The 23564-nt window shown below is 51.2% G+C and carries 21 protein-coding genes; 2 read left to right on the top strand and 19 right to left on the bottom strand.

Annotated features, from left to right (window positions below; all coding sequences use genetic code 11):
* Positions 1-80 precede the first annotated feature (80 nt).
* Complete coding sequence (locus tag GWC94_RS16990; RefSeq protein WP_161833804.1) at positions 81-4745, top strand: translocation/assembly module TamB domain-containing protein; 4665 nt, start codon at positions 81-83, stop codon at positions 4743-4745.
* A 60-nt stretch (positions 4746-4805) separates the two neighbouring features.
* Here the strand turns inward: GWC94_RS16990 and GWC94_RS04345 are convergent, their stop codons facing one another.
* From GWC94_RS04345 to GWC94_RS04275, 15 genes are all read right to left on the bottom strand, one after another.
* Entirely contained in the window at positions 4806-6344 is a 1539-nt protein-coding gene (locus GWC94_RS04345) for an ArnT family glycosyltransferase (RefSeq protein WP_161833803.1), read from the bottom strand.
* Positions 6345-6376: 32 nt separating this feature from the next.
* Positions 6377-6799, bottom strand: coding sequence for a type II 3-dehydroquinate dehydratase (gene aroQ / locus GWC94_RS04340; protein ID WP_161833802.1), 423 nt, complete (start codon positions 6797-6799; stop codon positions 6377-6379).
* A gap of 99 nt (positions 6800-6898) precedes the next feature.
* Positions 6899-7993, bottom strand: coding sequence for a glutamine-hydrolyzing carbamoyl-phosphate synthase small subunit (gene carA, locus GWC94_RS04335; RefSeq protein ID WP_161833801.1), 1095 nt, complete (start codon positions 7991-7993; stop codon positions 6899-6901).
* Positions 7994-8317: 324 nt separating this feature from the next.
* The gene (rplQ, locus tag GWC94_RS04330) at positions 8318-8848 is read right to left on the bottom strand and encodes a 50S ribosomal protein L17 (protein ID WP_161833800.1); all 531 of its coding nucleotides are present in this window, start codon (positions 8846-8848) and stop codon (positions 8318-8320) included.
* 110 nt (positions 8849-8958) lie between these two features.
* Positions 8959-9960 (bottom strand): DNA-directed RNA polymerase subunit alpha, encoded by a 1002-nt coding sequence (locus tag GWC94_RS04325; protein ID WP_161833799.1) that lies wholly within the window; start codon positions 9958-9960, stop codon positions 8959-8961.
* A gap of 115 nt (positions 9961-10075) precedes the next feature.
* Positions 10076-10681 carry a 30S ribosomal protein S4 gene (gene rpsD / locus GWC94_RS04320; protein WP_161833798.1) on the bottom strand — a complete coding sequence of 202 codons (606 nt, stop codon included), beginning with the start codon at positions 10679-10681 and terminating at the stop codon, positions 10076-10078.
* A gap of 146 nt (positions 10682-10827) precedes the next feature.
* Entirely contained in the window at positions 10828-11238 is a 411-nt protein-coding gene (gene rpsK, locus GWC94_RS04315; protein ID WP_161833797.1) for a 30S ribosomal protein S11, read from the bottom strand.
* Positions 11239-11401: 163 nt separating this feature from the next.
* Complete coding sequence (rpsM, locus tag GWC94_RS04310; RefSeq protein WP_161833796.1) at positions 11402-11782, bottom strand: 30S ribosomal protein S13; 381 nt, start codon at positions 11780-11782, stop codon at positions 11402-11404.
* A 101-nt stretch (positions 11783-11883) separates the two neighbouring features.
* Positions 11884-12000, bottom strand: coding sequence for a type B 50S ribosomal protein L36 (gene ykgO, locus GWC94_RS04305; RefSeq protein ID WP_071790319.1), 117 nt, complete (start codon positions 11998-12000; stop codon positions 11884-11886).
* A 61-nt stretch (positions 12001-12061) separates the two neighbouring features.
* Positions 12062-12280: a translation initiation factor IF-1 gene (gene infA, locus GWC94_RS04300; protein WP_026752042.1), complete on the bottom strand. Its 219-nt coding sequence runs from the start codon at positions 12278-12280 to the stop codon at positions 12062-12064.
* Positions 12281-12400: 120 nt separating this feature from the next.
* Positions 12401-15187 (bottom strand): TolB family protein, encoded by a 2787-nt coding sequence (locus GWC94_RS04295; protein WP_161833795.1) that lies wholly within the window; start codon positions 15185-15187, stop codon positions 12401-12403.
* A gap of 87 nt (positions 15188-15274) precedes the next feature.
* Entirely contained in the window at positions 15275-16429 is a 1155-nt protein-coding gene (locus GWC94_RS04290) for a TlpA disulfide reductase family protein (RefSeq protein WP_161833794.1), read from the bottom strand.
* A 90-nt stretch (positions 16430-16519) separates the two neighbouring features.
* Complete coding sequence (locus GWC94_RS04285) at positions 16520-16924, bottom strand: hypothetical protein (protein ID WP_161833793.1); 405 nt, start codon at positions 16922-16924, stop codon at positions 16520-16522.
* Positions 16925-17185: 261 nt separating this feature from the next.
* Complete coding sequence (locus GWC94_RS04280) at positions 17186-18343, bottom strand: homogentisate 1,2-dioxygenase (protein ID WP_161833792.1); 1158 nt, start codon at positions 18341-18343, stop codon at positions 17186-17188.
* Positions 18344-18520: 177 nt separating this feature from the next.
* Complete coding sequence (locus tag GWC94_RS04275; RefSeq protein WP_161833791.1) at positions 18521-19630, bottom strand: aminotransferase class I/II-fold pyridoxal phosphate-dependent enzyme; 1110 nt, start codon at positions 19628-19630, stop codon at positions 18521-18523.
* Between the two features lie 80 nt (positions 19631-19710).
* Between GWC94_RS04275 and miaE the strand changes: the two genes are divergently transcribed.
* Positions 19711-20325 (top strand): tRNA-(ms[2]io[6]A)-hydroxylase, encoded by a 615-nt coding sequence (gene miaE / locus GWC94_RS04270; protein WP_161833790.1) that lies wholly within the window; start codon positions 19711-19713, stop codon positions 20323-20325.
* Positions 20326-20338: 13 nt separating this feature from the next.
* On the opposite strand, the gene GWC94_RS04265 is transcribed toward miaE, so the two are convergent.
* Genes GWC94_RS04265 through GWC94_RS04250 form a run of 4 tightly spaced genes read right to left on the bottom strand, consistent with a single transcriptional unit; the run spans position 20339 to position 23544 of the window.
* Positions 20339-21343 carry a GSCFA domain-containing protein gene (locus GWC94_RS04265; RefSeq protein ID WP_161833789.1) on the bottom strand — a complete coding sequence of 335 codons (1005 nt, stop codon included), beginning with the start codon at positions 21341-21343 and terminating at the stop codon, positions 20339-20341.
* A 9-nt stretch (positions 21344-21352) separates the two neighbouring features.
* On the bottom strand, positions 21353-22234 hold the full coding sequence (locus GWC94_RS04260; protein WP_161833788.1) for a hydroxymethylglutaryl-CoA lyase: 882 nt from the start codon (positions 22232-22234) through the stop codon (positions 21353-21355).
* The gene (gene rlmB / locus GWC94_RS04255; RefSeq protein WP_161833787.1) at positions 22234-22977 is read right to left on the bottom strand and encodes a 23S rRNA (guanosine(2251)-2'-O)-methyltransferase RlmB; all 744 of its coding nucleotides are present in this window, start codon (positions 22975-22977) and stop codon (positions 22234-22236) included. Before rlmB ends, GWC94_RS04260 begins: the two co-directional genes overlap by 1 nt.
* 12 nt (positions 22978-22989) lie before the next feature.
* The gene (locus tag GWC94_RS04250) at positions 22990-23544 is read right to left on the bottom strand and encodes an NUDIX domain-containing protein (RefSeq protein ID WP_161833786.1); all 555 of its coding nucleotides are present in this window, start codon (positions 23542-23544) and stop codon (positions 22990-22992) included.
* Positions 23545-23564 lie beyond the last annotated feature (20 nt).

Raw genomic sequence — 23564 nt, 5'->3', positions numbered from 1 at the left:
GTCGCGCGCTCCTCATCCTGATAGCTTTTATATTACTGATCTTTATTGCTATACAAACCTCTACCGTTCAGAACTGGCTGGTGCATTATGCCGCGGGCAAATTATCCAGGGCCCTGGGCACCGAGGTAAGCATACGCAGCGTTAACATTGCCCTGTTCAACAGCCTCAATATGGAGGGGGCGTTGATCAGGGACAGGCAAAAAGATACGTTGCTGTATGCCGGACAGCTGAAAGTAAGGATCACCGACTGGTTCTTTCTGAAAGACAAGGCAGACCTGAAATATGCAGGACTGGAAGATGCAACAGTGTATATGAACCGGAAAGATTCTGTCTGGAACTACCAGTTCGTGCTGGATTATTTCCGTTCACCTTCCACCGGCGACAGGAAAGGCGGCATTTCGCTGAACCTGAAAAAGATCGATTTCAAAAATGTACGGTTCCTGCAGGACGACCGCTGGCGCGGTGAAAGGATGACGGTAAGCGTGGGCAGCCTGCTGGTGGATGCAGAAAACATCGACCTGCCCAACAACCAGTATGCGATCAACGAGATCACCCTCGATAACCCCTATTTCGGCATCCAGAACCTGCCGGCACTGAGACCCGACTCATTAAGACCCAAACCCGCAGGCGCCGATACCGGCCTGTACTTTAACCCGGGCAACATGGTTGCGAAAGTGGGAAAGATACAGATCAGGAACGGCAATCTTTACCTCGACAGCGACGGCGACAAACCCCTTCCCTATTTCGACGGCAGCCATATCAGACTGAGTAAACTCACCGGCACCATCGGTAATCTTTCTGTTGTGAAAGACACTTTGCGGGCGGTGGTGGATCTTGGTGTAAAAGACAGATCCGGTATAGAGATCAAAAAACTGAAAGCGCATTTCAGGTTCACGCCGCAGATCATGGAGTTTGCCAACCTGGACCTGCAGACAAACAAAAGCAGGCTGACGAATTACTATGCCATGCGTTTCTCGGATTTCAACAGGGATTTCGGCGATTATACCACCCGGGTAAAAATGGATGCGCATTTCAGCAATGCAAAGGTGAACAGCGACGATATTGCCTTCTTTGCCCCCGAGCTGCGTACCTGGAAAAAAGAAACGACACTGTCGGGTAATTTTCACGGAACGGTGGCCGATTTTACCGTACACAATCTCTCGGCCCGTATAGGCGCCACCACAAATGTATCGGGCACGCTGGCCATGAAGGGGCTTCCGGATATTGACCGCGCGCGGATATCGCTGAACGGCGGCACACTCACCACCAACCATTACGACCTGGGTATATTTATTCCTGCGCTGAAGAACGTAAACTCGCCCAATATGGCCGCGCTGGGCACCATATTGTACCGCGGCAACTTTAACGGAACCATACACAATTTCATCACGGCGGGAAGTTTCAGCACGCAGCTGGGAGGTGTCAAAACAAATATCAGTCTGCAGTTGCCCCGCAGCGGCGACCCCGTTTATACCGGTGATATCGAAACCATCCGTTTCAACATGGGCAAATTCCTGAACCATGAAGACCTGGGACTGGTGGATTTCAAGGGAAAGATCACCGGAAGCAGCTTTAACGTGGATCGGCTGCGCACAACGCTGGAGGGAAATATTTCATCGCTTGCCTACAAGAATTACACGTATACCAACATCATCACCAACGGTACTTTCCAGAAAAAATATTTTACGGGCGAACTGAAGATCAACGACCCCAACCTCGATTTCAACAGCCAGGTAGAGGTAGACCTGACGGGACAGCTGCCGCGTTTTAACATTGTAGGTGATCTGGCGCATTCCAATCTGAAAGCGCTGAACCTGTTTGGCCAACTGAAAGATTCCCTGCAGTTAACCGGGCTTCTCGACGTAAACTTTACAGGCACCAATATCGACAACTTCCTGGGAACCGCTAAGTTCCTGAACGCCGGCATCACTTCGCCCAGGGTAAAGCTGTCATTCGACTCGCTGAACCTGGTTTCAGAATATGTTGATTCCGTTAAACAGCTGCACCTCGGCAGCAATGAGCTGAATGCCACTATACGCGGGCAATTCAACATACAGGCATTGCCGGCCAGCTTCCAGAATTTCCTGAGCCACTATTATCCGGCATATATCAAGCCGCCTGATTCGATACCGGTCAACCAGCGATTCAGTTTTATTGTCAACACCAACTATTTTGAGCCGTACCTGGCCCTGTTCGATCAGAAACTGTCCGGTTTCAACGATGCCTCCGTCAGCGGTTCGATAGACACTTATAACAATTCGCTCAACGTTGTGGCTACCGTTCCTTTCGGCAAGATCGGGAAGATCAGTTTTACCAGTCTGGGCCTAACGGGCAAGGGTACCATCGACACCCTCTCTGTACGGGGCACCATCGGCAGTGTGCAGGCCACAGACAGCCTGCGGTTCCCGAACACACAGTTCGCCATTGTGTCGTCTAACGACCACTCGGAAGTGTCGGTCAAAACCAGCGCAGACAATACGCTGAACGATGCCGACCTGTTTGCCGATGTATACACGCTGGATGATGGCGTACGCGTACAGTTCAGACCCTCTTCTTTTGTACTGAATGAAAAGAAATGGGCGATAGAAAAAGCCGGTGAGCTTACCGTACGCAAACATTTTGTACGCGCCAATAACATCAAATTTTCACAGGGCTTCCAGGAGATCACGGTTGAAACAGAGGAAGAGGATGGCGGCAATACGCAGAACCTTATTGTGAAACTGAAGAACGTGATCATGGGTGATCTTACCTACCTGCTCTTCAAAAACCCAAGACTGGAAGGCGTGACCACGGGCGATATTGTGCTGAAAAATTTCTTCGGCACGTTTTCCGCCGATGCAAAACTGAAGGCCGAGCAGTTTAGGCTGGATGACGATTCTGTCGGACTGGTAAATATCAGCGCACATTACGACGGGCAAACCGGCGATCTGCCTTTTACCATCGAATCACCCAACGAGGGCTATCGCTTTACGGCCAAAGGCAGTTACAATATCAAGGATACCACCGGCAATTCGCTTACAACCGATATACAGCTGCAGGAATCGCAGATCGATATATTGCACCGGTTCCTCAATACCCTGTTCAGCGATATGCACGGCAAGGCAACGGGCAACCTGTCCATCAGCGGCAACCTGAACGCACCCAACCTGCTGGGCCGGATTAAGCTGCGGGATGCCAGCATGAAGGTGAACTATACACAGGTCACCTACCGGATCGATTCGGCCGATATCAATTTCCAGGAGGATGGCATCGATTTCGGCAATTTCCGCATACGGGACAGGTACAACAACACAGGCAGTGTCAGCGGAAAATTATACGAGAAGGGATTCCAGGATATGCGGTTCGATTTTGACCTCAGCACCGATAAACTGTTACTGATCGACACACGCTCGTCCGACAACAAACAATTCTACGGAAAAGCGATCGGTCGGGCCAACCTGCGCTTTACCGGGCCGGAGTACAATTGCCATATGTCGATGACCGCCGTGGCAAACGACACATCCCGTATTTTTATACCCAACTCCATCACCCGGCAAAGCGGTAACGCAGACTTTATCGTATTCAAGCAATACGGCACCGAGATAGCCCAGCCGGAAAAGACCAACCCGTTCAATCTTACCGTTGACCTGGATCTCACTGCCAACAACAATGTAAAGATCGATGTGATCCTCGATGAACTGGAAGGCGATGTGATCTCTGCCGTAGGTAATGGTCGTTTGCTGATGCACGCCGGTACCACCGAATCGCTTACCATGCGTGGGCGGTATTATATCGACAGCGGTAATTACCTGTTCAACCTGCGGGGATTGATCAAACGCCCGTTCGTGCTGTTGCCCGATGCGGGCAATTATATAGACTGGACCGGGGATCCCTTCCGCGCCGATCTGCATATCGATGCACAGTATACGGCAGAGCGGGTAAGTCTTAGCGAACTGATCGGTAATAACCGTTTCGGCAGTGCCGTACAGGGCTACCGCGGCGATGTATACGTGATCGCACAGTTGAGAGACAAACTCACCAAACCCGATATCAAGTTCCGGCTCGATTTCCCACAGTCGAGCCCGGTGAAATCCGATAACGATTTCATGCAGTACCTGAACCGTCTTGAAAAAGACCAGAACCTGCTGCTGAACCAGGTGGCCTATGTGATCATCTTTAACCAGTTCGTACCTGCGGGCAGCGGCTCCAGTTCCAGTTCTGCATTTGTAAACCCGTACGCGATCACCTATAACTCGCTTTCACAGCTGCTGACAAAAGAAGTGAACAAACTGTTCAGTAATATCCTGTACAAGATCACGGGAGACAGAAGCATACGGTTCGATATCGGCACCAGCGCCTACAGCAGTGCCAGTATCATTGATCCAACCAGCGCCGGCGCGGCCAGCAGGATAGACCGTACGCGTGTGGACCTGAAACTGACAAGGGCTTTCGCCAACGACAAGATCATCGTTACGGTGGGCAGCGATATCGATTTCAATGTGGGAAGTTCCGTTGTATCGAACGGCGCCACGCAGTGGCTGCCCAATATGAACATCGAGTTCATTCTTACCAAAGACAGGAAACTGCGCCTGATCATCTTTAACCGCAATACGCTGGACCTGCTCAGCAGCACCAGCTTTGGCCGGAGGAACCGGCAGGGTATCAGTATCTCCTACCGGAAGGATTTTGAAAAACTGTTTGGGAAAAAAGAGGAAAGTATCCGGTTCAGTCCGCCTGCAGACAGTACGCAGACCGGAAGCAATTAGGAAGCTGTTCCGGCAGGATCAGGATCAGTCTTCTTACGATCCGCGGTCCACCATCTTCATTCACAATACTCCCATCTTCGGCAGCAAGCGGCAATCTTTCAGGCGGTATACATAAAAATAGCGCACGATCCTGCCCATACGTTTCTGCGGAATAATGGCAGGCACTTCTATCTTGCTGAAATAACTGCCGTACGCTTCCTTTACATTAAGCGGCAAATTAGAGGGAACGATCACATAGGCATCCTGGCCGATCCGCAGCGGGCTTCTCTCCCTGTTCAGCCAGGCAAATTTGTGTATGTCTTCCAGCTTTCCCACACCCAGCAGCGTGGTATGGGTGGTTCTTGCGGTATAGAATTCAAGATGTCCTGCCGGGAACCATTTGTCGGTGATAATAGGTGTGCTGTCGCGCATCCTGCCATTGTCGATATCCTGCTGCTTCAACGCAGCAAAACGTTTACTGAAGCTCCGCCAGCCGGAAAGATCGAGCGTTGGGCAGTACTCGCCAAAATTCTGCCGGTCGTGGCTGCCGAAATTAACCGGCGACAACCGCACCAGCAACACACCCGCTACCAGGGCGACCGATACCAGCGTGGCTGCCACTTTGAGGATACCGGGCACAGACTGCCTTGAGCGCTGTTCAAGAAACACCCCCGCCACCAGGAACAGCGGAATATACCCGGGACCGCTCCAGTGCGGCAGTGTGGGGTTCAACAGGGATATGCCCCAGAATACGGCGATCATCGGCAAACTCATACACAACAGCCATACGGAAGCTGATCTGCGGCTAAAACGTATCCGGTTAGCGAGCATGGTAAATAAGGCGGCAATGACCAATAAAAATATGACCGGGTTCTGGTAAACGATCTCTCCTGCTATCTCCCTGCCCAGCATATCCCATTGTAACGAGGTATGGGTTACTCTTTCCGAATGAAACCGGTAAGTGATAAAATCATTCAGCACATTCCAGTAAACGATGGGAAATACGCAGACCAGTGTCACCGCCACCGCGGCATACAAACGCCAGTTCAGCAGCCATTTCGCACGCACGATCAGCAGGAATAACCCGAACCCGGCCCATAAAAACAGGCCATGCACTTTACACAGCGCGGCGAGCCCGATCATCAGTCCCAGTAAAAGCCAGATACCCAGTTTGTGTTCGTCGTTCCGGACAAACAGGTGCGCCATAATGTACAAAGCGCCTGTCCAGAAAGGCATCTGCGGCGAATCGGGCAGGATAAACATACCTGCGATAAAACCCGTGTACACGGAAAAATTGTAGATCAGTGCCGCATACCATCCCGCTCTCTCATTGGCAAGCAGTTTCCCGGTTTTGAAGATGAACCAGGTGGAAACGGAGGCGCAGATAATGCTTCCCAACCGCAGCGATACCTCATTTACCCAGAGCAGGTTAAAGGTGGTAACCCTGATCAGCCAGCCTACCATCGGCGGGTGATCAAAATGGTTCCAGTCGGGCTGGATGGCATAGATCCAGTAATACACTTCGTCATTACCCAGTTCGAGCAGTGCAGACACAAGCAGTTTCGCAACAGCAGCGATCAATATCAGCCAGCGGACCTTACTGGAATATCGTTGATTCATGGTGTGGCAATGGACAAATATCGTACCGTTCGTCAGGCTTTACCGATCAGCCAGCGCACGGCCAGTTCGTAGCCCTGCAGACCCAGCCCGAAAATACTTCCTGCGGCTTTTGCAGATACATAAGACAGTTTCCGGAACTCTTCGCGTGCATGCACATTACTGATATGCACTTCCACCACCGGCACTTTAATGGCAGCGATCGCATCGCCGATAGCGACGGAGGTATGCGTATAGGCCGCCGGATTGAGTACGATGCCATCGTATTCAAAACCCGTGCGCTGGATCTCGCCAACCAGCTCGCCTTCTATATTGCTCTGGAAATAATAGAATGTCACGGAGGGAAACATTTCGCGCAGCACGGGCAGGTATTTCTCAAAAGACATATCCCCATAGATATCCTTCTCCCGCTTACCCAGCAGGTTCAGGTTGGGCCCGTTAATGATGGCGATTTTCATAGCGCTAATGTACTAAAGAAGGGGGATAGTTGTGTTGGGCCTGCTGTCTGTGGTCTGTGGTTAACTACAACCCAAAGACCACAGACAGCAGACTACAGATCATTTCATCATATCCACAAAACTGTCGAACAGGTAGCGGCTGTCGTGCGGGCCGGGTGTGCTCTCGGGGTGGTATTGAACGCTGAAGGCTTTTTTGTTTTTGAGACGGATGCCTTCTATGGATGAATCGTTCAGGTTTACATGCGTTACCTCAACATCAGGATGGTTGCGCACAGCCTCGGGATCTACGCCAAAACCATGGTTCTGGGTGGTGATCTCGCACTGCCCGGTTATCAGGTTCTTCACCGGATGGTTCAGTCCCCTGTGGCCATGGTGCATTTTAAAAGTGGGGATGCCGTTTGCCAGCGCCAGCAGCTGGTGTCCCAGGCAGATGCCGAATACCGGTTTATCTTCTTTCAGGATATCTTTCAGCGTATCTATCGCATAGGGCATGGCCGCTGGGTCGCCGGGACCGTTGGAGATAAAATAGCCGTCGGGATTGAATTCTTTTAACCTGCTGAGCGGTGTTTTTGCCGGGTGTACGCGAACATACGCACCCCTGGTTACCAGGCATTCGAGGATGTGTTTTTTCACCCCGAAATCGAGTACGGCCACTTTCATCGCCGCGCCGGGATCGCCCAGTTCGTATTCCTCTGTTGTGCTGATGGTGCTGGCCAGTTCCAGGCCATCCATATCTGGCGTTTTGGCCAGTTCCGCTTTCAGTTCGGCGATATCGCTGATCTCGGATGAGATAATACAGTTCATGGCACCCTTGGTGCGGATATGCGCCACCAGCGCCCTGGTATCCACGCCTTCAATGGCTACGATATTGTTTTTTACCAGGTATTCATCCAGGTTGCCTTCGGCCTGTATACGGCTGAACTGCTCTTCCAGGTTACGGGCTATCAGGCCGCGGATCTTTATGCTGCCGCTCTCCACATCGGCGCTTTTAACACCGTAGTTACCCACATGCACATTGTTCATGATCAGCACCTGGCCGGTATAACTGGGATCAGTGAATACCTCCTGGTAACCGGTCATACCGGTATTGAAACATATCTCTCCCGTGGTAGTTCCTTTCTTACCAAAAGAGAAGCCCTGGAACACGTGTCCATCAGCCAGTAAAAGTGTAGCGGGTTGCCTTGTCTGCGTCATTGCGTGGGGTTATTTCGATTGCAAAAAAAGTTCATCTTCTCTAAAATCCGGCATAAAATTTTTCACATGGGATATGGATTAGCGGATTGCGGATTTTCGGATGGTGGATTTTCGTATTTCTCGGCGGCTGCCGGTTACGTAGCCGAAAACTCCCTTGCTCTGCGATACCCTGTTTTCACCGCAGAGGCGCGGAGGGGCCGAGTTTCGCAGAGAATACCCAATCCGCGAATCCATCATCCGCTAATCCATAATCCCCCGCCTTCCGGTTTACAAAAAAGGCATCCGTAAAACGAATGCCTTTCTATTTTTTCTGTTAACCATCGGTTATTCAGCCGTTTTTTCTTCAGTAGCAGTAGCTTCTTCCACCGGCGCCTGTGCTTCGGCAGCAGGAGCGGCGGTTTCAGCGGCTTTTTTAGGAGCGCGGCCACGACGTGTTTTCTTGGCTGGCTCAGCTGCTTTCTCAACACCTTTGCCGTAGATCTCGTTGAAGTCCACCAGCTCGATCATCGCTTTCTCGGCATTGTCACCAGGACGGATACCCAGTTTGATGATGCGGGTATAACCACCCGGACGGCCGGCCACTTTCGGACCGATCACTGTGAACAGTTCTTTCACAGCCGCCTTATCCTGCAGCTCGGCAAACACCAGGCGGTGGTTGTGGCTGATCTGGAGGGCGTTCTCCGTTTTCTTTGTTTTGGTGATCAGCGGCTCTACATAGGTACGCAGCGCTTTGGCTTTTGCCAGCGTGGTAACGATGCGTTTGTGCGTGATCAGTTGGCTTGCGAGGTTCTGTAACAAAGCAACGCGGTGTGCTTTCTTACGACCCAGGTTGTTGATTTTGTCTCCGTGACGCATGACTTGTTGTTTTTAACCCTGCACCGTGTCAGGAATTGCAGGATGTTTGAAAATAGGCGGGATAAACTGTTGGGCGATCATTTACGAATAACCCAATCAGCCATTCAACCTCAGTTATCTAAATTGTCCAATCCCAGTTTGTTCAGATCCATTCCGAAGCTCAGGCCTCTTTCAGTGAGCACCTGCTCGATCTCTGAAAGTGATTTCTGACCGAAGTTGCGGAATTTCATCAGGTCTTCCTGCTCGTACTGCACCAGTTCGCTCAGGCTGTTGATCTTCGCTGCTTTGAGGCAGTTAAAGGCACGCACGGAAAGATCCAGGTCTTCCAGCGGTGTTTTCAGCACTTTACGGAGCTGCAGTACATGCTCATCAACCACGTCTTCTTTCTTGTCTTCCTTGTTATCGAAAGTGATGTTCTCGTCGGTGATGATCATCAGGTGCTGGATCAGGATACGTGAAGCCTGTTTAACGGCATCTTCGGGATGAATGGTACCGTCGGTAGCCACGTCCAGAACCAGTTTCTCGTAATCGGTCCTTTGTTCCACACGGTAGTTCTCAATGGCGTATTTCACGTTCTTGATGGGTGTGTGGATAGAATCGATGGCGATATAACCAAATACAGCATCTTTTATTTTGTTCTCTTCCGCAGGGATATAGCCACGGCCTTTTGAGATCGTGATCTCGATATCCATTTTAGAAGTTGTGTCCATGGTGCAGATCACCAGTTCCGGGTTCATCACCTGGAAGTTCTGGCTCAGTTCACCGATCATACCGGCATTGAACTCGGTACGGCCTTTAATAGACAGGTTGATCTTTTCGTTGGCAACGTCGTGATCAACCGTTTTCTTGAAACGCACCTGCTTCAGGTTCAGGATGATCTCGGTAACGTCTTCGGTTACGCCCTTGATGGTGGCGAACTCGTGGTCAACGCCTTCGATCTTGATACCTACAATAGCAAAACCTTCCAGAGAGCTGAGCAATACCCTGCGTAAAGCATTGCCGATAGTCAGGCCGAAACCTGGCTCTAATGGACGGAATTCAAACTGACCTTCAAAATCATTTGCCTTTTGGAGAACGATCTTATCCGGTTTCTGAAAGCTTAATATGGCCATATTAAAACTTGGTTTTTACTGCGTTGTCCGCATCATTGCGGGAATTTTGTTTCGTGGAACATGAGACCCGGTACAAGAGATTATCTTCTCGCCACGCAGGTCTCACGGTTCACGCTTATTTAGAGTACAACTCGACGATCAGTTGCTCCTTGATATTCTCAGGAACATTCTCACGCTCGGGGAACGTGATGAAAGTGCCTTTTTTCTCGGCTTCGTTCCAGTCGAGCCAGCTGAACTTGGGGTTCTTGCCGCGGCTTTTGCTGGTTACGCCTGAATTATCGGCGCTTTTGGGTTTGTACGCGATGATATCGCCGGGCTGGCACTGGTAAGAAGGGATGTTCATTACCTCGCCGTTCACCGTAATATGCTTATGGCACACCAGCTGCCTTGCTTCAGGACGGCTGGCGGTAAGACCCATGCGGAAAATGGTATTGTCAAGACGTGCTTCGAGCAGTTTGATCAGGTTTTCACCGGTTACACCTTTCAGACGCTGTGCTTCCTCAAATGTTTTGCGGAACTGGCGCTCAAGCACACCGTAAGTGTATTTTGCCTTTTGTTTTTCGCGCAGCTGAAGAGCGTATTCACCCAGTGTTTTACGCTTGCGGGCAGCACCGTGCTGACCGGGAGGATTGCTGTTCTTACCCAGCCATTTACCATTGCCCAGGATGGGCTCTCCGAAAATCCTTGAAATTTTGGTCTTGGGACCTGTGTAACGTGCCATTTGTTTTTGTTTGTGATTTTTTAATGACGGCGGATCATCAGTAAAAATCTAAAATCAATGATCAACCCTGTTGTATTTTGACATTTTGAAACCGGGGATTGGGGAATTGAATTACCAAATTTCCCAATCCCCAATTCCAAAATACATTAAACTCTTCTCTGTTTCGGCGGACGACAGCCGTTGTGCGGCAGCGGGGTAACGTCTTTGATGGAAATCACTTCGATGCCCGACTGTGAAAGAGAGCGGATAGCGCCTTCGCGGCCTGAACCCGGTCCTTTTACGAACACTTCCACACGCTTCAGACCTGCGTCCAGTGCTACTTTCGCAGCATCGGCGGCAGCCATCTGGGCGGCATAGGGTGTGTTCTTTTTTGAGCCTTTGAAGCCCATTTTACCCGCGCTGCTCCAGCTGATCACCTGACCTGATTTGTTGGTAAAGCTGATGATGATGTTGTTGAAAGTTGCAGAGATGCGCACTTCACCGGCAGCATCAACTTTCACGATTCTTTTCTTGGCTACAGCTTTTGCGCTGTTCTGAGCCTTTTGTGGTTTAGCCATGTTTGTTCTTTGAGGTAATCTTTAAAAAATGAAAACCCGGAAACCGGGCACCGGAGTCTCTCCCCTTTTCAGGATCCAAGACTGGCGGATTTGAAAATTTGAGAATCTGAAGATTTGAAAATCAGTTTTGCATTTTCAAATCTTCAGATTCTCAAATTATTAATTATTTCTTGGTCGCTTTCTTCTTACCTGCAACCGTCTTACGCTTACCCTTTCTGGTACGGCTGTTGGTTTTGGTACGCTGGCCACGAACGGGCAGACCTTTACGGTGACGCAGACCGCGGTAACAGGCGATATCCAGCAGACGTTTGATGCTCATAGATACCTCACTGCGAAGCGCACCTTCTACCTTGAACTCATTGTTGATGATGTTACGGATGGCAGCCTGCTCATCATCGTTCCACTGGCTCACTTTCTTGTCATAGTTGATCCCAGCTTTGTCGAGGATGTACTGAGCTGTTGAACGGCCAATACCGAAAATATAGGTAAGACCAATTTCGCCTCTTTTGTTCTTTGGTAAGTCAATACCGGCAATACGAGCCATATTCTGATTTGATTTGAAAATTTGAAAATTTGAAAATCTGAAAATTGCCGCTGACGAAAACTTGATGTCATTTCAAATTTTCAAATCAGCCCATCTTCAAATTATCCCTGGCGCTGCTTGAAGCGTGGATTCTTTTTGTTGATCACGAACAATTTACCCTTCCTCTTCACGATCTTGCAATCAGCACTGCGTTTTTTAATGGAAGCCCTAACTTTCATTGTTTCTGGTTTTGTTTACCCGCCGAAGCTTTAGCGAAGGCGGGTTATTGTTTATAGCCTGTTATTTATACCTGAATATGATCCTTCCCCTGCTCAAATCGTACGGACTCATCTCCACTCCCACTTTGTCACCAGGCAATATCCTGATATAGTGCATCCTCATTTTCCCCGAGATGGTGGCCAGTATTTCGTGACCGTTTTCCAACTTTACCCGGAACATGGCATTGCTCAATGCTTCCAGGATTACGCCATCTTGTTTGATCAGTGGTTGTTTCGACATACAATTTTTGGGGCTGCAAAGATATTGAAAGGCAACCGAAATATGAAAAATATGTCCGGAAAAATGCCTGATTTGTGGAAAAATCTGCCAAAATTACTTTAAAATCCGCGTAATCCACAGTTAAAACAGGTTCACAGGCAGGATCAGCTCCCAGTTATCGGGGTTGGTACCTCCCCGAAACTCGTTATTTAACAGGTGGTTATACCTGACCCCGAAGGTAACCGGTTGCTGGTTCCACCAGCGGGTATCGAAATAGATTTCGGTGCCCACGGTATTGAAGGGGAATGCTGTTCCCGTACGCAGGCTCCTGCCCCGGGAATAATCGTAGAAAAGGTTGGCCCTTATCCGCAGAAAATAAACGATCTGCCCCAGCCCCAGATCGGGGTACAGCAGGGGAAAATGGTAGTTGACCCCGAACTTCCACATCCGCGGGAAATCCACCTCGCGATAGCCGCGGGCAAAAGGAAAATCGTTGGAGAACAGGTACCTGTTCAGGGTATCCCGGCCATGATAGGCCGCCGTAAGCACCAGCGAATGGCTGTTGGCCAGCGCCGGAAGGTACAGCGATGCCACGCCCAGAAACTGGCGGGCGGTTTGCTGGTTCACCGCAGTCCGGTACTGCAGCAGCAGCCCCTGCCCCCAGTGCGGGTATATCTGCTGCCGCGCCTGCTGGATCTGTCCCGAATACCGCAGCCGCAGCGTCAGGTAATCGACCTCCCGGTCCCGCAGGAACTTCTGCGCCAGCCCCGTCCAGCTTACCTTATTCACGTGAAAGGTGCCCGATAATGTCAGGTAGCGGTATTGCCGCCCGCCCGTCAGGTTCAGCGGAAGCTGCAGTCCCGCATACCCCGCCAGTTCGTTCCAGCTAACAGAAGTATCGCGGGTCAGTGAAGCAGCACGCTGCCAGGTTTGGCTTACCCCCACCAGGGGCTGCACATAGGTGCCCCCGAATATACCCGCCGCACTCAGCTTATGGCTGTGCTCATTGTAATTGTAGGAATAGGCCAGTTCTGTCTGCAGGGTGTTTAGCACATTCTGCCCGTATACGGTAAAGGAGTAATCCGGGTCTTCGAAATAGGGCCGCCAGCTATGGACATTGAAAAGACGGTGCGATTTCGGATAAACGCTCACCGGGTAAGGATTTGCCGGCAAACGATCCAGTGCCTCATGATCGGCGGTTTGGTATACCCCGGGAATATACAGGGGCTGCCCCGACCCGGTTTCCGCAGCCGCAGGCTGCCATGCCGGACTGAACAGCCCCAGCCGGTAACCGTCGGCCGTAAATGCGGCAGCCAGCAGCTTGCCGTCGGGTCTGATCACCGCCTGGTAAAGACCGGTTGCATAAGAAGCCAGCCGGTAAGGCCCCCTGGCCTGCTTTCCGTCGATCAGCGCCCAGATCTCATCGCGTGCGCCGTTGCTGATGGTAAACAAAACGGTATCGCCGCGCACTGTCAGGTAGCCGATCCGGTTGTTTGTATAACCCAGCAGTGCCTGTTTGCCGGAGCCGTATTTCAGCAGCGCCATTTCGCCCCGGTCGTTTCTTGCCGCCACGTAGTAATGACGGTCATCGGCGGCAAATTTCGGATGGGAGTATTGGATGCCGGTTTCCCCAACCGAATCCTGCAAGGCGCCGTTCCTGTCCAACACCACCAGCCTGCTGCGCATAAACGGCTCCATCTCCACGGTTACAATACGCTTTCCGTCTGATGAGATATCGGGTGACAGGTATTTTGATCCTGTGGCAAGGGTCTGTTCTTCGCCGGTTCTGATATCGATGGTCCTGATATCGGTAAACTCCCGGAACCCCCACCTGGCATCGGGGCGGTAGCTGCTGTAAACGATCGTTCCGTTTTTGTAGGAATAATAATCATCGATCGCAATACCCCGCACCGCGATCCGCTCCTCCCTGCCGGAAATAATTTTGTAGAACGCGGGTATCTTACGGTAACTGTTCTTCAATACCAGTACGGATCCGTCTTCCAGCACATAAGGACAATGGTAATTGTTTACGGTATTCTTCTCGGGCGTGGTGATCCATGTGGGCGTATCTTCTTTCTCCGCCTGCCATTGCTGCCGGTAATACTGCAGCGCATCGTTTACAAACCGGTTAAACGGAATACCCATGTGCTTCTTCACAGCGCCCTGGAAAGGATAGAACAGCGGTTTGAACCTGGCGGCGTCATCCGTTACTTTTCGCCAGATATCGTCTCCATATTGTTTACGTCCATACGCCACCAGCAGGTAACCCAGATCGTAATGATCGGGCATGTATCTGCGGAGCGAGCCGTTACGCAGCTGCTGGTAGCTGTATTGTTTACCGGAACGATACAATGATTGATAACTGCTCAGGAACAAAGGCAGCACGCCCCTGCCCTGGCGGGTAAGTTTTGTTTCGTTGAACACCGCGTCGCCTTCAAAAAACCAGTCGGGCACCGCCGCCGCGTTGGCCACAAACTGCCCCTGCTCGCCCAGTATCACCGATGCGGCTTTTGAAAGTCCTTTGTTGAAATTGCTGTATTGCTGCACGTGCCTGAATTCATGCACGGCCAGGTTATCGGCCCAGTTAACCGCACCCAGCTGAAAAGGATCCTGCGGAGGCGTAAGGTAAAATTCGCTGCGATAAGGCGCCAGTCCCACATAGCCGTTGGAAACAAGGGTCTGGTCGTGCAGTACAATGCTGATCTTTCTGACCTGGTCGCCGATGGAACGGGAATGGTTGCGCTGCAGCAGGTGCGCGGCGCCTGCCACTCTTTGCGCACTGCTTTCCATACCCGCGGGAAAAATAACCCGTACCGTATCGGTATTAACCTGTTTCCACCTGACGGACGCCGGGTTGCCGCCAAACCGCTGCGCCTGCAACGCTACACCCAACAGCAGGGATACCACCAACAGACTTTGCCTCTGCATGCCGTTTTTTATACAAGATAGGTGGTATTGCGCGATTTTCCGGTTGGCGATCGCGGATTGTGCGGGCAACCTGCGCCGGGTAATTTGTTATTCTCCCCTGCCTCCGTATATCCCTGCAAGTTTCTTCTCCAGTTTTTCCCCGTTCAGGTTCCGGGCAATGATCTTTCCTTTCGGATCGATGAGCAGGTTCTGGGGGATGGCCTGTATGCCGTACTGTTTGGCCACTTCGTTCTGCCAGAATCTGAGATCGGAAACATGGCTCCAGGTAAGGTTATCAGCATGGATGGCCGCCATCCATTTTTCTTTGTCGCCGGGCCTGTCGAGGCTGACACCGAGGATGGTGAAGTTCCTGTTTTTGTAAGCCTGGTAGGTTTTCACCACGTTGGGGTTTTCTGCGCGACAGGGGCCGCACCAGCTTGCCCAGAAATCTAGCAGCAGGTATTTGCCCCTGAAAGAACTGAGTGTAACGGGTACACCCAGGGTATCGTTTTGCGTAAACTCCATCGCCATAACGCCCACCGCTGTTTTTTTCGCTATTGCTATTTTCTCTGCAAGGCTTTTCGCCGATGCATACTGTTTCTGTTCTGCGGTTAATCTCCCGTACAGGGGTTCTATTTCATTTACATCGATATCCCAGCCCGCATATTGGGTAAGCGCGTATACCGCCACCGGCGACAGGGGATTGGCTTTCAGGAACTGACCGTACAGGTTCCGGATAACCAGATCCATCGAATCGAGCAGGTGCTCCGCTGCTTTTTTGGCTTCGGGATTTTTCTCCCTGTTGGCTTTGGTATAGGCGGTGCCGTAGGCATTGCTGATTTCTGTCTCGGGTTTCAGTAGTGCCGTCAGTTTCTGAAAATCATCGTTGGCCGATGAACCGGTAACCGTTGCATTGGCAAAAGAATCAACAGAGCTCAGATCCATCGGTGACGGCATCATGAAGAAGAACACATAATCCCGGCTGCGCGATGGCTTTACGGGCTCACCCTTGGCATCGGGGGCATATTTTACATAGAGCGTTGCCTGCGTGGGTTCCTGAATGTTACCGGTGAAGGAATAGCGTCCGTCTTTCGGCAATACGCTGTCGCGCACAAACTGTTCACCCGAACGGTAACTCAGCAACACTTTTTCAACAGGCAGCCGGCTGCTGCCAATGGTTCCTTTGATCGAAAAATTTTTGGGTTCCTGTGCTGCCGCGGTCAGTGCCGAAAACAGCCATGCTGACAACAGAATGTATTTCATGATTGTTACCTGGGATTAGCCAGGGGGTAACCAATATACAAAAAGCCCGGAAGTGTCCCAGGCTTTTGTGATGAATGGGGCAATCAGGTATTACATAGGCGCATCGGTAAGATGCACTTTGGTCATAGCGAGGTAGTGGTTCTGCAACTGGTGAATATAATGTACATCGGGATGATGCCGCCTGTCTTCCCTGTACCACATCTCGATCTGTGAGAAATCGTTCGGTGTGGGTGTTACAAGCCGGAAAGAGCCCTTCATGTATTTCACCGAGCCATCGTCGCTCGTCTGGCGGTGAAAACCCAGTTTAAGCAAAGCATCCTCGTCCAGTGGTATCGGATACAGGTGCTCCGGCGAAAACCAGAAGGGTTGTACTTGGGTGGTTACCTCCACCTGCTTTTCGTCTCCGTTCAGGCGTGTCACCTCACCCTCCCAGTTCTTTCCTTCGAACTCCGCCTTTACATAATCCCCGATTTTAATGTCGCTGAATTTGATCATATGGCTTGGTTTTTTAGATGGTAAAAATTAAGGAAAATTTGAAGATCAGACAATTTGAAAATTTGAAGATGCAGAACTATGGGTTAAAAAATCGTACCGAAGCAGAAATCTGCATGATTACCTGGTTAAATTGCCATATGGCTGCATTGCTACACTGTTTAACCCTATTCACCCAACCCTACAGCCATATAACAATAAAGCCATAAAACAACTTACCCATCCCCATTTTCAAATTTTCAAATTACCAAATTTTCAAATTACCTACTCCGCCCAACTCATCGTATATCCTTCGTTTTCGATTTCGAGGGCGCTGGTGGTTAGTTGAAGCGGGTGAAAGGTATCTACCATGACCGCCAGTTCCGCGGTTTCTTTTTTGCCGATGCTTTTTTCAACAGCACCCGGATGCGGACCATGCGGGATCCCCGCGGGGTGCAGGGTGATCATTCCGCGGGTTACATTTTTCCGGCTCATAAAATCGCCGTCCACATAATACAGCACTTCGTCGCTGTCGATATTGCTGTGGTTATACGGCGCGGGTATTGCATTGGGGTGGTAATCGTACAGACGCGGACAAAAACTGCACACCACAAAATTATTGGCCTCAAATGTCTGGTGCACCGGTGGCGGCTGGTGTACCCGGCCGGTGATCGGTTCAAAATCGTGTATGCTGAATGCGAACGGGTAGCAGCACCCGTCCCAGCCCACCACATCAAAGGGATGATGGGCGTAATGCAACCCGTACAGTATGCCTTTTTTCTTTGTTTTGATCAGAAAATCGCCCGAAGCAGCTATCGTTTGCAGCAATTGCGGCGCCCGGATATCTCTTTCGCAATAGGGAGAATTTTCAAGCAGCTGGCCATATTTACTCAGGTATCTTTTCGGATAACGCACCGGGCTGAAACTTTCCACGATAAACAGGCGGTTGCGGTCTGTCTCAAACCTGATCTGGTAGATGGTACCCCGCGGTATTACCAGGTAATCGCCGTAGGCAAAAGACAGTTCCCCGTACTGCGTCAGCAATTTGCCCGAGCCCTCGTGTATGAACAAAATTTCGTCGGCATCCGCATTCTTGTAAAAATAATCGTTCATGCCCTGCCTGGGCGATGCCAGTACGATATGGCAGTCGCTATTGACAAGAACAGGTTTGCGGCTCCTGAGAAAATCGTCTTCAGGCTGTATGCGGAAACCTTCAAAACTCCGGTGCTTCAGCATTTTTTCCTCGGCAACTATCGGCATCATATCCACAGGAGCATCGGTATGTGTGATCTGTGTGGGCGGATGCATATGGTACAGCAGGGAGTAGTCGTTGCTGAACCCTTCGGTAGAGAACAGCTGTTCGGAATACAATCCCCCGTCGGGTTTCCGGAACTGGGTATGACGTTTGTGCGGGATGGATCCCAGCGTATGGTAATGCGGCATGGCTGAAATGAATAGTTGGTAATGAATAATGAATGAAACGGCAGACAGCAATAAACACTATATTGACGCTATCGCGCCAGTTCAAGAGAGAGCATGAGGAAATAATATTTCCAGTTGCGTTTGTCTATCCAGTATATAAAATTACGGTTGTGCGGCATGGGCAATCGGTACCTAAAGTTACAAAACCCCGGCATATTCGCGTTGCAATTCACCGGTAAGCAGGTCCATTTCTTCCCTGGTGTTAAAAGCATGCAGCACAATGCGTAGCCGTTCCATTCCCGCAGGTACGGTCGGATACAGAATAGGGCGGATATCCAGCCCTTTTTGCTGCAGCCTGTATGCCAGTTTTCTGGCGTTCTCGTTACCCGGCACCACGATACCCTGTATGGGTGTCTGCGACGCGAGCCTGGTATACGGCATGGCTGCGTTTTGAAATACCCGGACCAGACCCGCCAGGCGCTCCCTTTCTTCCGTCATAGCAGGAAACAACTGGTACGACCTGCGGATATGCGCAATGCTTTGCTCCGGCAGCGCCGTGGTAAACACAAAACTCCTCGCGAAATTGACAAGGTACTCACGCAAAGCAACTGATCCCAGCACCACCGCCCCATGACAGCCGCAGGCCTTGCCAAATGTATGGATGCGTGCAAACACCCTTTGCTGCAATGACAGGGACTGTACCAGGCCCTCGCCCCTGTTACCGATAACACCGGTGGCATGCGCTTCGTCGATGACCAGGTGGGCACCGTATTTTTCGGCAAGCGCCACCAGCGCTTCGGCCGGACAGGTATCGCCGTCCATACTGAATACGGATTCGGTTACGATAAAACAGTTTCCTGCGGCGCGTTCCAGTTTTTTCTGCAGGTCGGTCAGGTCATTATGGGCAAAAGCAAACGCGCCGGCAAAAGATAAACGTATCCCGTCGCGGATAGACGCATGGCATAACTGGTCGTATAAAACGGTATCGCCTTTTTGCGGTATGCAGGACAGCAGCCCGGTATTGGCATCATAGCCCGAATTGAAGATCAGCGCCGCATCTGCCTGGTGAAAATCCGCCAGTTCCTCTTCAGCCTGCACTATCAGTGCGTAATTGCCCGACAAAAGTCTTGACCCGGTTGACCCTGCGGACCAGCCATGACCGGGGGTCTGCAACAGGGCGTTGCGGGCAATACCGAGGTAATCGTTGGAACAAAAATCGATCCCTGTTCCCGGCAGGGAGAGGCTTCGGAAAGCCTGCCGCTGTTTTCGCTCCTGCAATTTCTTCTGTAAAAAATCGTCGGGGTACATCTGCCAAAGCTAAAGGATTGTGGAGGATATTTGCCGGGAATCGGCCAGCGGTAAACGCCTGCCGCAAAGCAGCATAAAATATGTCTGACGACCTCTCCCATCATACAAAAAACATCCTTGGCCTGCAGCTACCTACCGATCCGCGATGGGTGGACCTGGCAGGGATTTCGCTCGAAGCCATACTGACCGACCATGCCTATTGCGAACAGAAAGCAGCCACCACCTGCATCAGCCTGATCCAGAAATACCCTGACAGGGAAAAACTGGTGTTTGAGCTGGCGCCCATCGTGGCGGAGGAATGGGGGCATTTCAGACTGGTGCTTAACGAACTGAAAAAAAGAAAACTGAAGCTGGGCAGCCAGCGTAAGGATATCTATGTGAACAAGCTGCTCGCGTTTCAGAAAAAAGACGGGCACCCGGACGACCGCTTCCTTGACCGCCTGCTTACCATGGCCCTGATAGAAGCGCGGAGCTGCGAGAGATTCAAACGGTTAAGCGAGGGACTTGCAGATACCTACCTGCAGCAGTTCTACCGCCGTTTTATGGAGAGCGAAGCAGGGCATTATACCCTGTTTATCGATCTGGCCGAAACCTATATGGCTAAACCGGTCGTCAGAAAGCGCTGGGAACAATGGCTGGCATACGAGAGCGATGTCATGAACGATATGGAGATCCGCGGCGACAGGATACATTGATCGCTGTAGCATTTTATTGCGGTGATGCGCCTGCAAAATAGTTTCGTTCTTCGGCAAAGCTGAGGTAAGGATGCTTTTCCTGCAGCCGTTCTACCTTGTCCCGGTATTTTCCCAGGAATCTGCGGTGCGCCTCCGAGCTCTGGTTAAAAGGCTTATGCTGGAACGCGATATTGATCTCCGCGATCTCCTTCATCAGCAACAGGGTCTCTTCCGTCATGCAGGCAGCAGTGAATTTCTCCCATACATATTGCGTGGCCTGGTAGTTGGGGTGCACCAGGTCATCGGCATAAAAACGATAATCGCGCAGGTCGTCGATCACCAGTTCGTAGGCAGGAAAATAATAAGCCGTTTCGTGTTTTTCCACCAGCGTATGAACGGCCTGTATCAACACCGCTTTACTCCTGTTATTCTCGATAACACCTTCCCGCAGGTGGCGTACCGGGCTGATGGTAAAGATCACCTGCAGCGAGGGGTTAACCGCTTTCAGTTTGGTTAACAATGCATCAAACAAAGCGATGACCTCTCCCGCTTCCAGCAACCGCCTGGAAAACCAGGATGCCGGCGCCTTGTGGTTATTAGCAGCCACTGATCCGGGAACAGCGTTCGGTGCTTCGGCCGTAAGTGTATACACCCATGCAGACCCAAGGGTGACCATCAGCTGATCGGCCATTTTCAGGTAGTTGTGTGCACGATCGGTGGCTTTGTTGATTTTTTCGATGTTCTCCGCCGCCGTGATCCCCGAAAAACGGCTATGGTGTTTCCAGCTATGCCAGGCCTCGTTGCACTCGAAGAGATCCTGTTCCTGGAAATGTTTTTTGTCGATATACTGGTGAAGCGCCTCTGCTACGCTGACAGGGTTGAACAGGATGCCGTTTGGATTCTCCAGCAGGGAAAACTTATGCTTATGCAGTTTCTCACCGATGTTCTCGGTAAAACAGGAGCCGATCAGCAATAGCTTCTGCGTATGCGTGATCTGCTGCGCCGGTTTTTTGATATCAAACGAAAAATGAAATTTCATATGCGGTCGTTACATAAAGATTTCCGAAGCCAGCAGCAGGCTTTTCTGCAGCGCCTGCTGCCGGATGCCGGTATCGATACCGTTTTCTGCAAAGTAGGCTATCATCCATTCCGTATTCATATTCCCCACCAGTTCATCCTGCGCCATCGGACATCCGCCAATGCCTTTTAAAGCACCGTCAAAACGCCTGCAGCCGGTTTGCCAGGCGGCTTCAAATTTTGCTTTCCAGTTGGCCGGGCTGGCATGCAGGTGAACACCGAATTCCGTACCCGGGTATTGCGGAAGCAATGCAGCAAGCGCCGACTGTACCTGCGAAGCCGTGGCCAGCCCTACGGTATCCGCCAGCGAAATGATCCTCACCTGCCGCTTCACCATCTGGCCGGCCCAATACAGCAAGGTATCCGCATCGTAGGGATCACCATAGGGATTGCCGAAACCCATGCTTAGATACACCACGAGTTCCTTGTTGCGCTTGGTGCAGATCTCCTGGATCTTATCCAGGCGCAGCAGGCTTTCCTCCATCGTGCTGTTGGTATTGCGCAGCTGAAAGGTGGGCGACAAGGAAAAAGGAAATCCCAGGAAGCGGATGGCATCAAAGGCAGCCGCTTCTTCGGCGCCGCGGGTATTGGCAACGATGGCGAGTAACCTGGTTGCGGAGCCGGTAAGATCAAGCTTCGCCAGCACTTCTTTTGTATCGGCCATCTGCGGAATCGCTTTCGGCGAAACAAAGCTGCCAAAATCGAGTGTGTCAAAACCAACCTGTAACAGCGCATGCAGGTAACGGATCTTTTTTTCGGTGGGTATCGGGTGCGGCCAGCCCTGCATGGCATCCCGCGGACATTCGACAAGCGCCGGTAACCGGTTCTGTATGGATGAGGTGGCTGCTGGCATCACTGCATACGGTGTTTCATGGCCTCGTACAGAATGATACCCGCCGCAACAGACACGTTAAAGGAGTCGAATGACGACGCCATCGGTATCCTGAAAAAATAATCTGCGGCTTTGGCAAGATAAGGCTGTACGCCTTTCCCCTCCGCTCCCATAATTACACAGCAGGGTTCGGCGAACGGCAGTTCGTACACATTTTTTTCCGCACGCATTTCGCTGGTGAACACCTGTATGCCGTTTAAATGAAGCGTATCTATCGCTTTCAGCAAACTGCTCACGCGGCAGATATGCACTTTTTCCAGTGCACCCGCACTGCTTTTCATGGCTTCTTCGTTCATGGCGCCCACGCCTTTATCGGGTATGATGATGGCCTGCGCGCCGCAGCATACCGCCGTTCTGGCTATGGCACCGATATTGCGTACATCGGTGATACCATCCAGCATCAGGAACAAAGGCGGCGCTCCCTCCGATACCACATGGTCTATCACCTGCTGCAGGTCCATGTACTGCACCAGCGCACCAAAAGCGATCACACCCTGGTGGTTGGCCTTGGTGAGGTAATTGAGTTTCTCCGCCGGCACCTGCTGTATGGGCACCTGCTGTTCGCGGGCCAGTTGCCTGATCAGGGACAGGGATTCTCCGGCAGCGTTTTTCTGCAGCAGTATTTTATCGATGGCTTTACCCGATTGCAGGGCTTCCACCAGCGGCTGCCGGCCGATAATAAGTGAACTTTGTTTAACAGGCATCTTGCAAAAGTACTATTTCCATTTTCCCTGCACCATCCCTAATTTGGTTTTCAGGATGGCCGCCACGCTGATGGAATCCGTGATCTCTCCCTTCTCCACCATGGCATAGACTTCTTCAAAAGGAACCCTTTTTACCTGCAGCTGCTCGGTATCCTCCGGTTCCGGCTCATGCTGTGTAAGGCCGCGTGCAATAAATACCTCTGCCCATTCATCGGAGACGGAGTTGGACACATGCATGGACAGCAGCGGCTCCCATTCCGATGCCTTCAGGCCTGTTTCCTCGAGCAATTCTCTTTTTGCACTGTCCAGCATATCCGTGCCCACTGGGCAGCCTCCCTCGGGTATCTCCCAGCTGTACTCGTCGAGCACAAAACGGTACTGGCCAACCAGCCAGATACACCCTTCCCCGTCAAGGGCAACAATACCAACCGCCCTGTTCTTGAAATGCACTTTCCCGTAGATACTGTCCGTACCGCCGGGTGTGATCACATCGTATTGTGTAAGGGATATCCAGGGATTTTCGTAAACCAGTTTTTCTCCTGTTATCTTCCATGGGTTTTCTGTCATAACAACGGTTTCAATATCCG

Source organism: Sediminibacterium soli (assembly GCF_009939225.1).
Classification (GTDB): Bacteria; Bacteroidota; Bacteroidia; order Chitinophagales; family Chitinophagaceae; genus Sediminibacterium; species Sediminibacterium soli.
This window is presented reverse-complemented; position numbering and strand designations above follow the sequence as displayed.

Coding starts and splice junctions, on each gene's coding strand:
- GWC94_RS04345 (WP_161833803.1), bottom strand. CDS start 6,344: ATGAATCAACGATATTCCAGTAAGGTCCGCTGGCTGATATTGATCGCT.
- aroQ (WP_161833802.1), bottom strand. CDS start 6,799: ATGAAAATCGCCATCATTAACGGGCCCAACCTGAACCTGCTGGGTAAG.
- carA (WP_161833801.1), bottom strand. CDS start 7,993: ATGACGCAGACAAGGCAACCCGCTACACTTTTACTGGCTGATGGACAC.
- rplQ (WP_161833800.1), bottom strand. CDS start 8,848: ATGCGTCACGGAGACAAAATCAACAACCTGGGTCGTAAGAAAGCACAC.
- GWC94_RS04325 (WP_161833799.1), bottom strand. CDS start 9,960: ATGGCCATATTAAGCTTTCAGAAACCGGATAAGATCGTTCTCCAAAAG.
- rpsD (WP_161833798.1), bottom strand. CDS start 10,681: ATGGCACGTTACACAGGTCCCAAGACCAAAATTTCAAGGATTTTCGGA.
- rpsK (WP_161833797.1), bottom strand. CDS start 11,238: ATGGCTAAACCACAAAAGGCTCAGAACAGCGCAAAAGCTGTAGCCAAG.
- rpsM (WP_161833796.1), bottom strand. CDS start 11,782: ATGGCTCGTATTGCCGGTATTGACTTACCAAAGAACAAAAGAGGCGAA.
- ykgO (WP_071790319.1), bottom strand. CDS start 12,000: ATGAAAGTTAGGGCTTCCATTAAAAAACGCAGTGCTGATTGCAAGATC.
- infA (WP_026752042.1), bottom strand. CDS start 12,280: ATGTCGAAACAACCACTGATCAAACAAGATGGCGTAATCCTGGAAGCA.
- GWC94_RS04295 (WP_161833795.1), bottom strand. CDS start 15,187: ATGCAGAGGCAAAGTCTGTTGGTGGTATCCCTGCTGTTGGGTGTAGCG.
- GWC94_RS04290 (WP_161833794.1), bottom strand. CDS start 16,429: ATGAAATACATTCTGTTGTCAGCATGGCTGTTTTCGGCACTGACCGCG.
- GWC94_RS04285 (WP_161833793.1), bottom strand. CDS start 16,924: ATGATCAAATTCAGCGACATTAAAATCGGGGATTATGTAAAGGCGGAG.
- GWC94_RS04280 (WP_161833792.1), bottom strand. CDS start 18,343: ATGCCGCATTACCATACGCTGGGATCCATCCCGCACAAACGTCATACC.
- GWC94_RS04275 (WP_161833791.1), bottom strand. CDS start 19,630: ATGTACCCCGACGATTTTTTACAGAAGAAATTGCAGGAGCGAAAACAG.
- miaE (WP_161833790.1), top strand. CDS start 19,711: ATGTCTGACGACCTCTCCCATCATACAAAAAACATCCTTGGCCTGCAG.
- GWC94_RS04265 (WP_161833789.1), bottom strand. CDS start 21,343: ATGAAATTTCATTTTTCGTTTGATATCAAAAAACCGGCGCAGCAGATC.
- GWC94_RS04260 (WP_161833788.1), bottom strand. CDS start 22,234: ATGCCAGCAGCCACCTCATCCATACAGAACCGGTTACCGGCGCTTGTC.
- rlmB (WP_161833787.1), bottom strand. CDS start 22,977: ATGCCTGTTAAACAAAGTTCACTTATTATCGGCCGGCAGCCGCTGGTG.
- GWC94_RS04250 (WP_161833786.1), bottom strand. CDS start 23,544: ATGACAGAAAACCCATGGAAGATAACAGGAGAAAAACTGGTTTACGAA.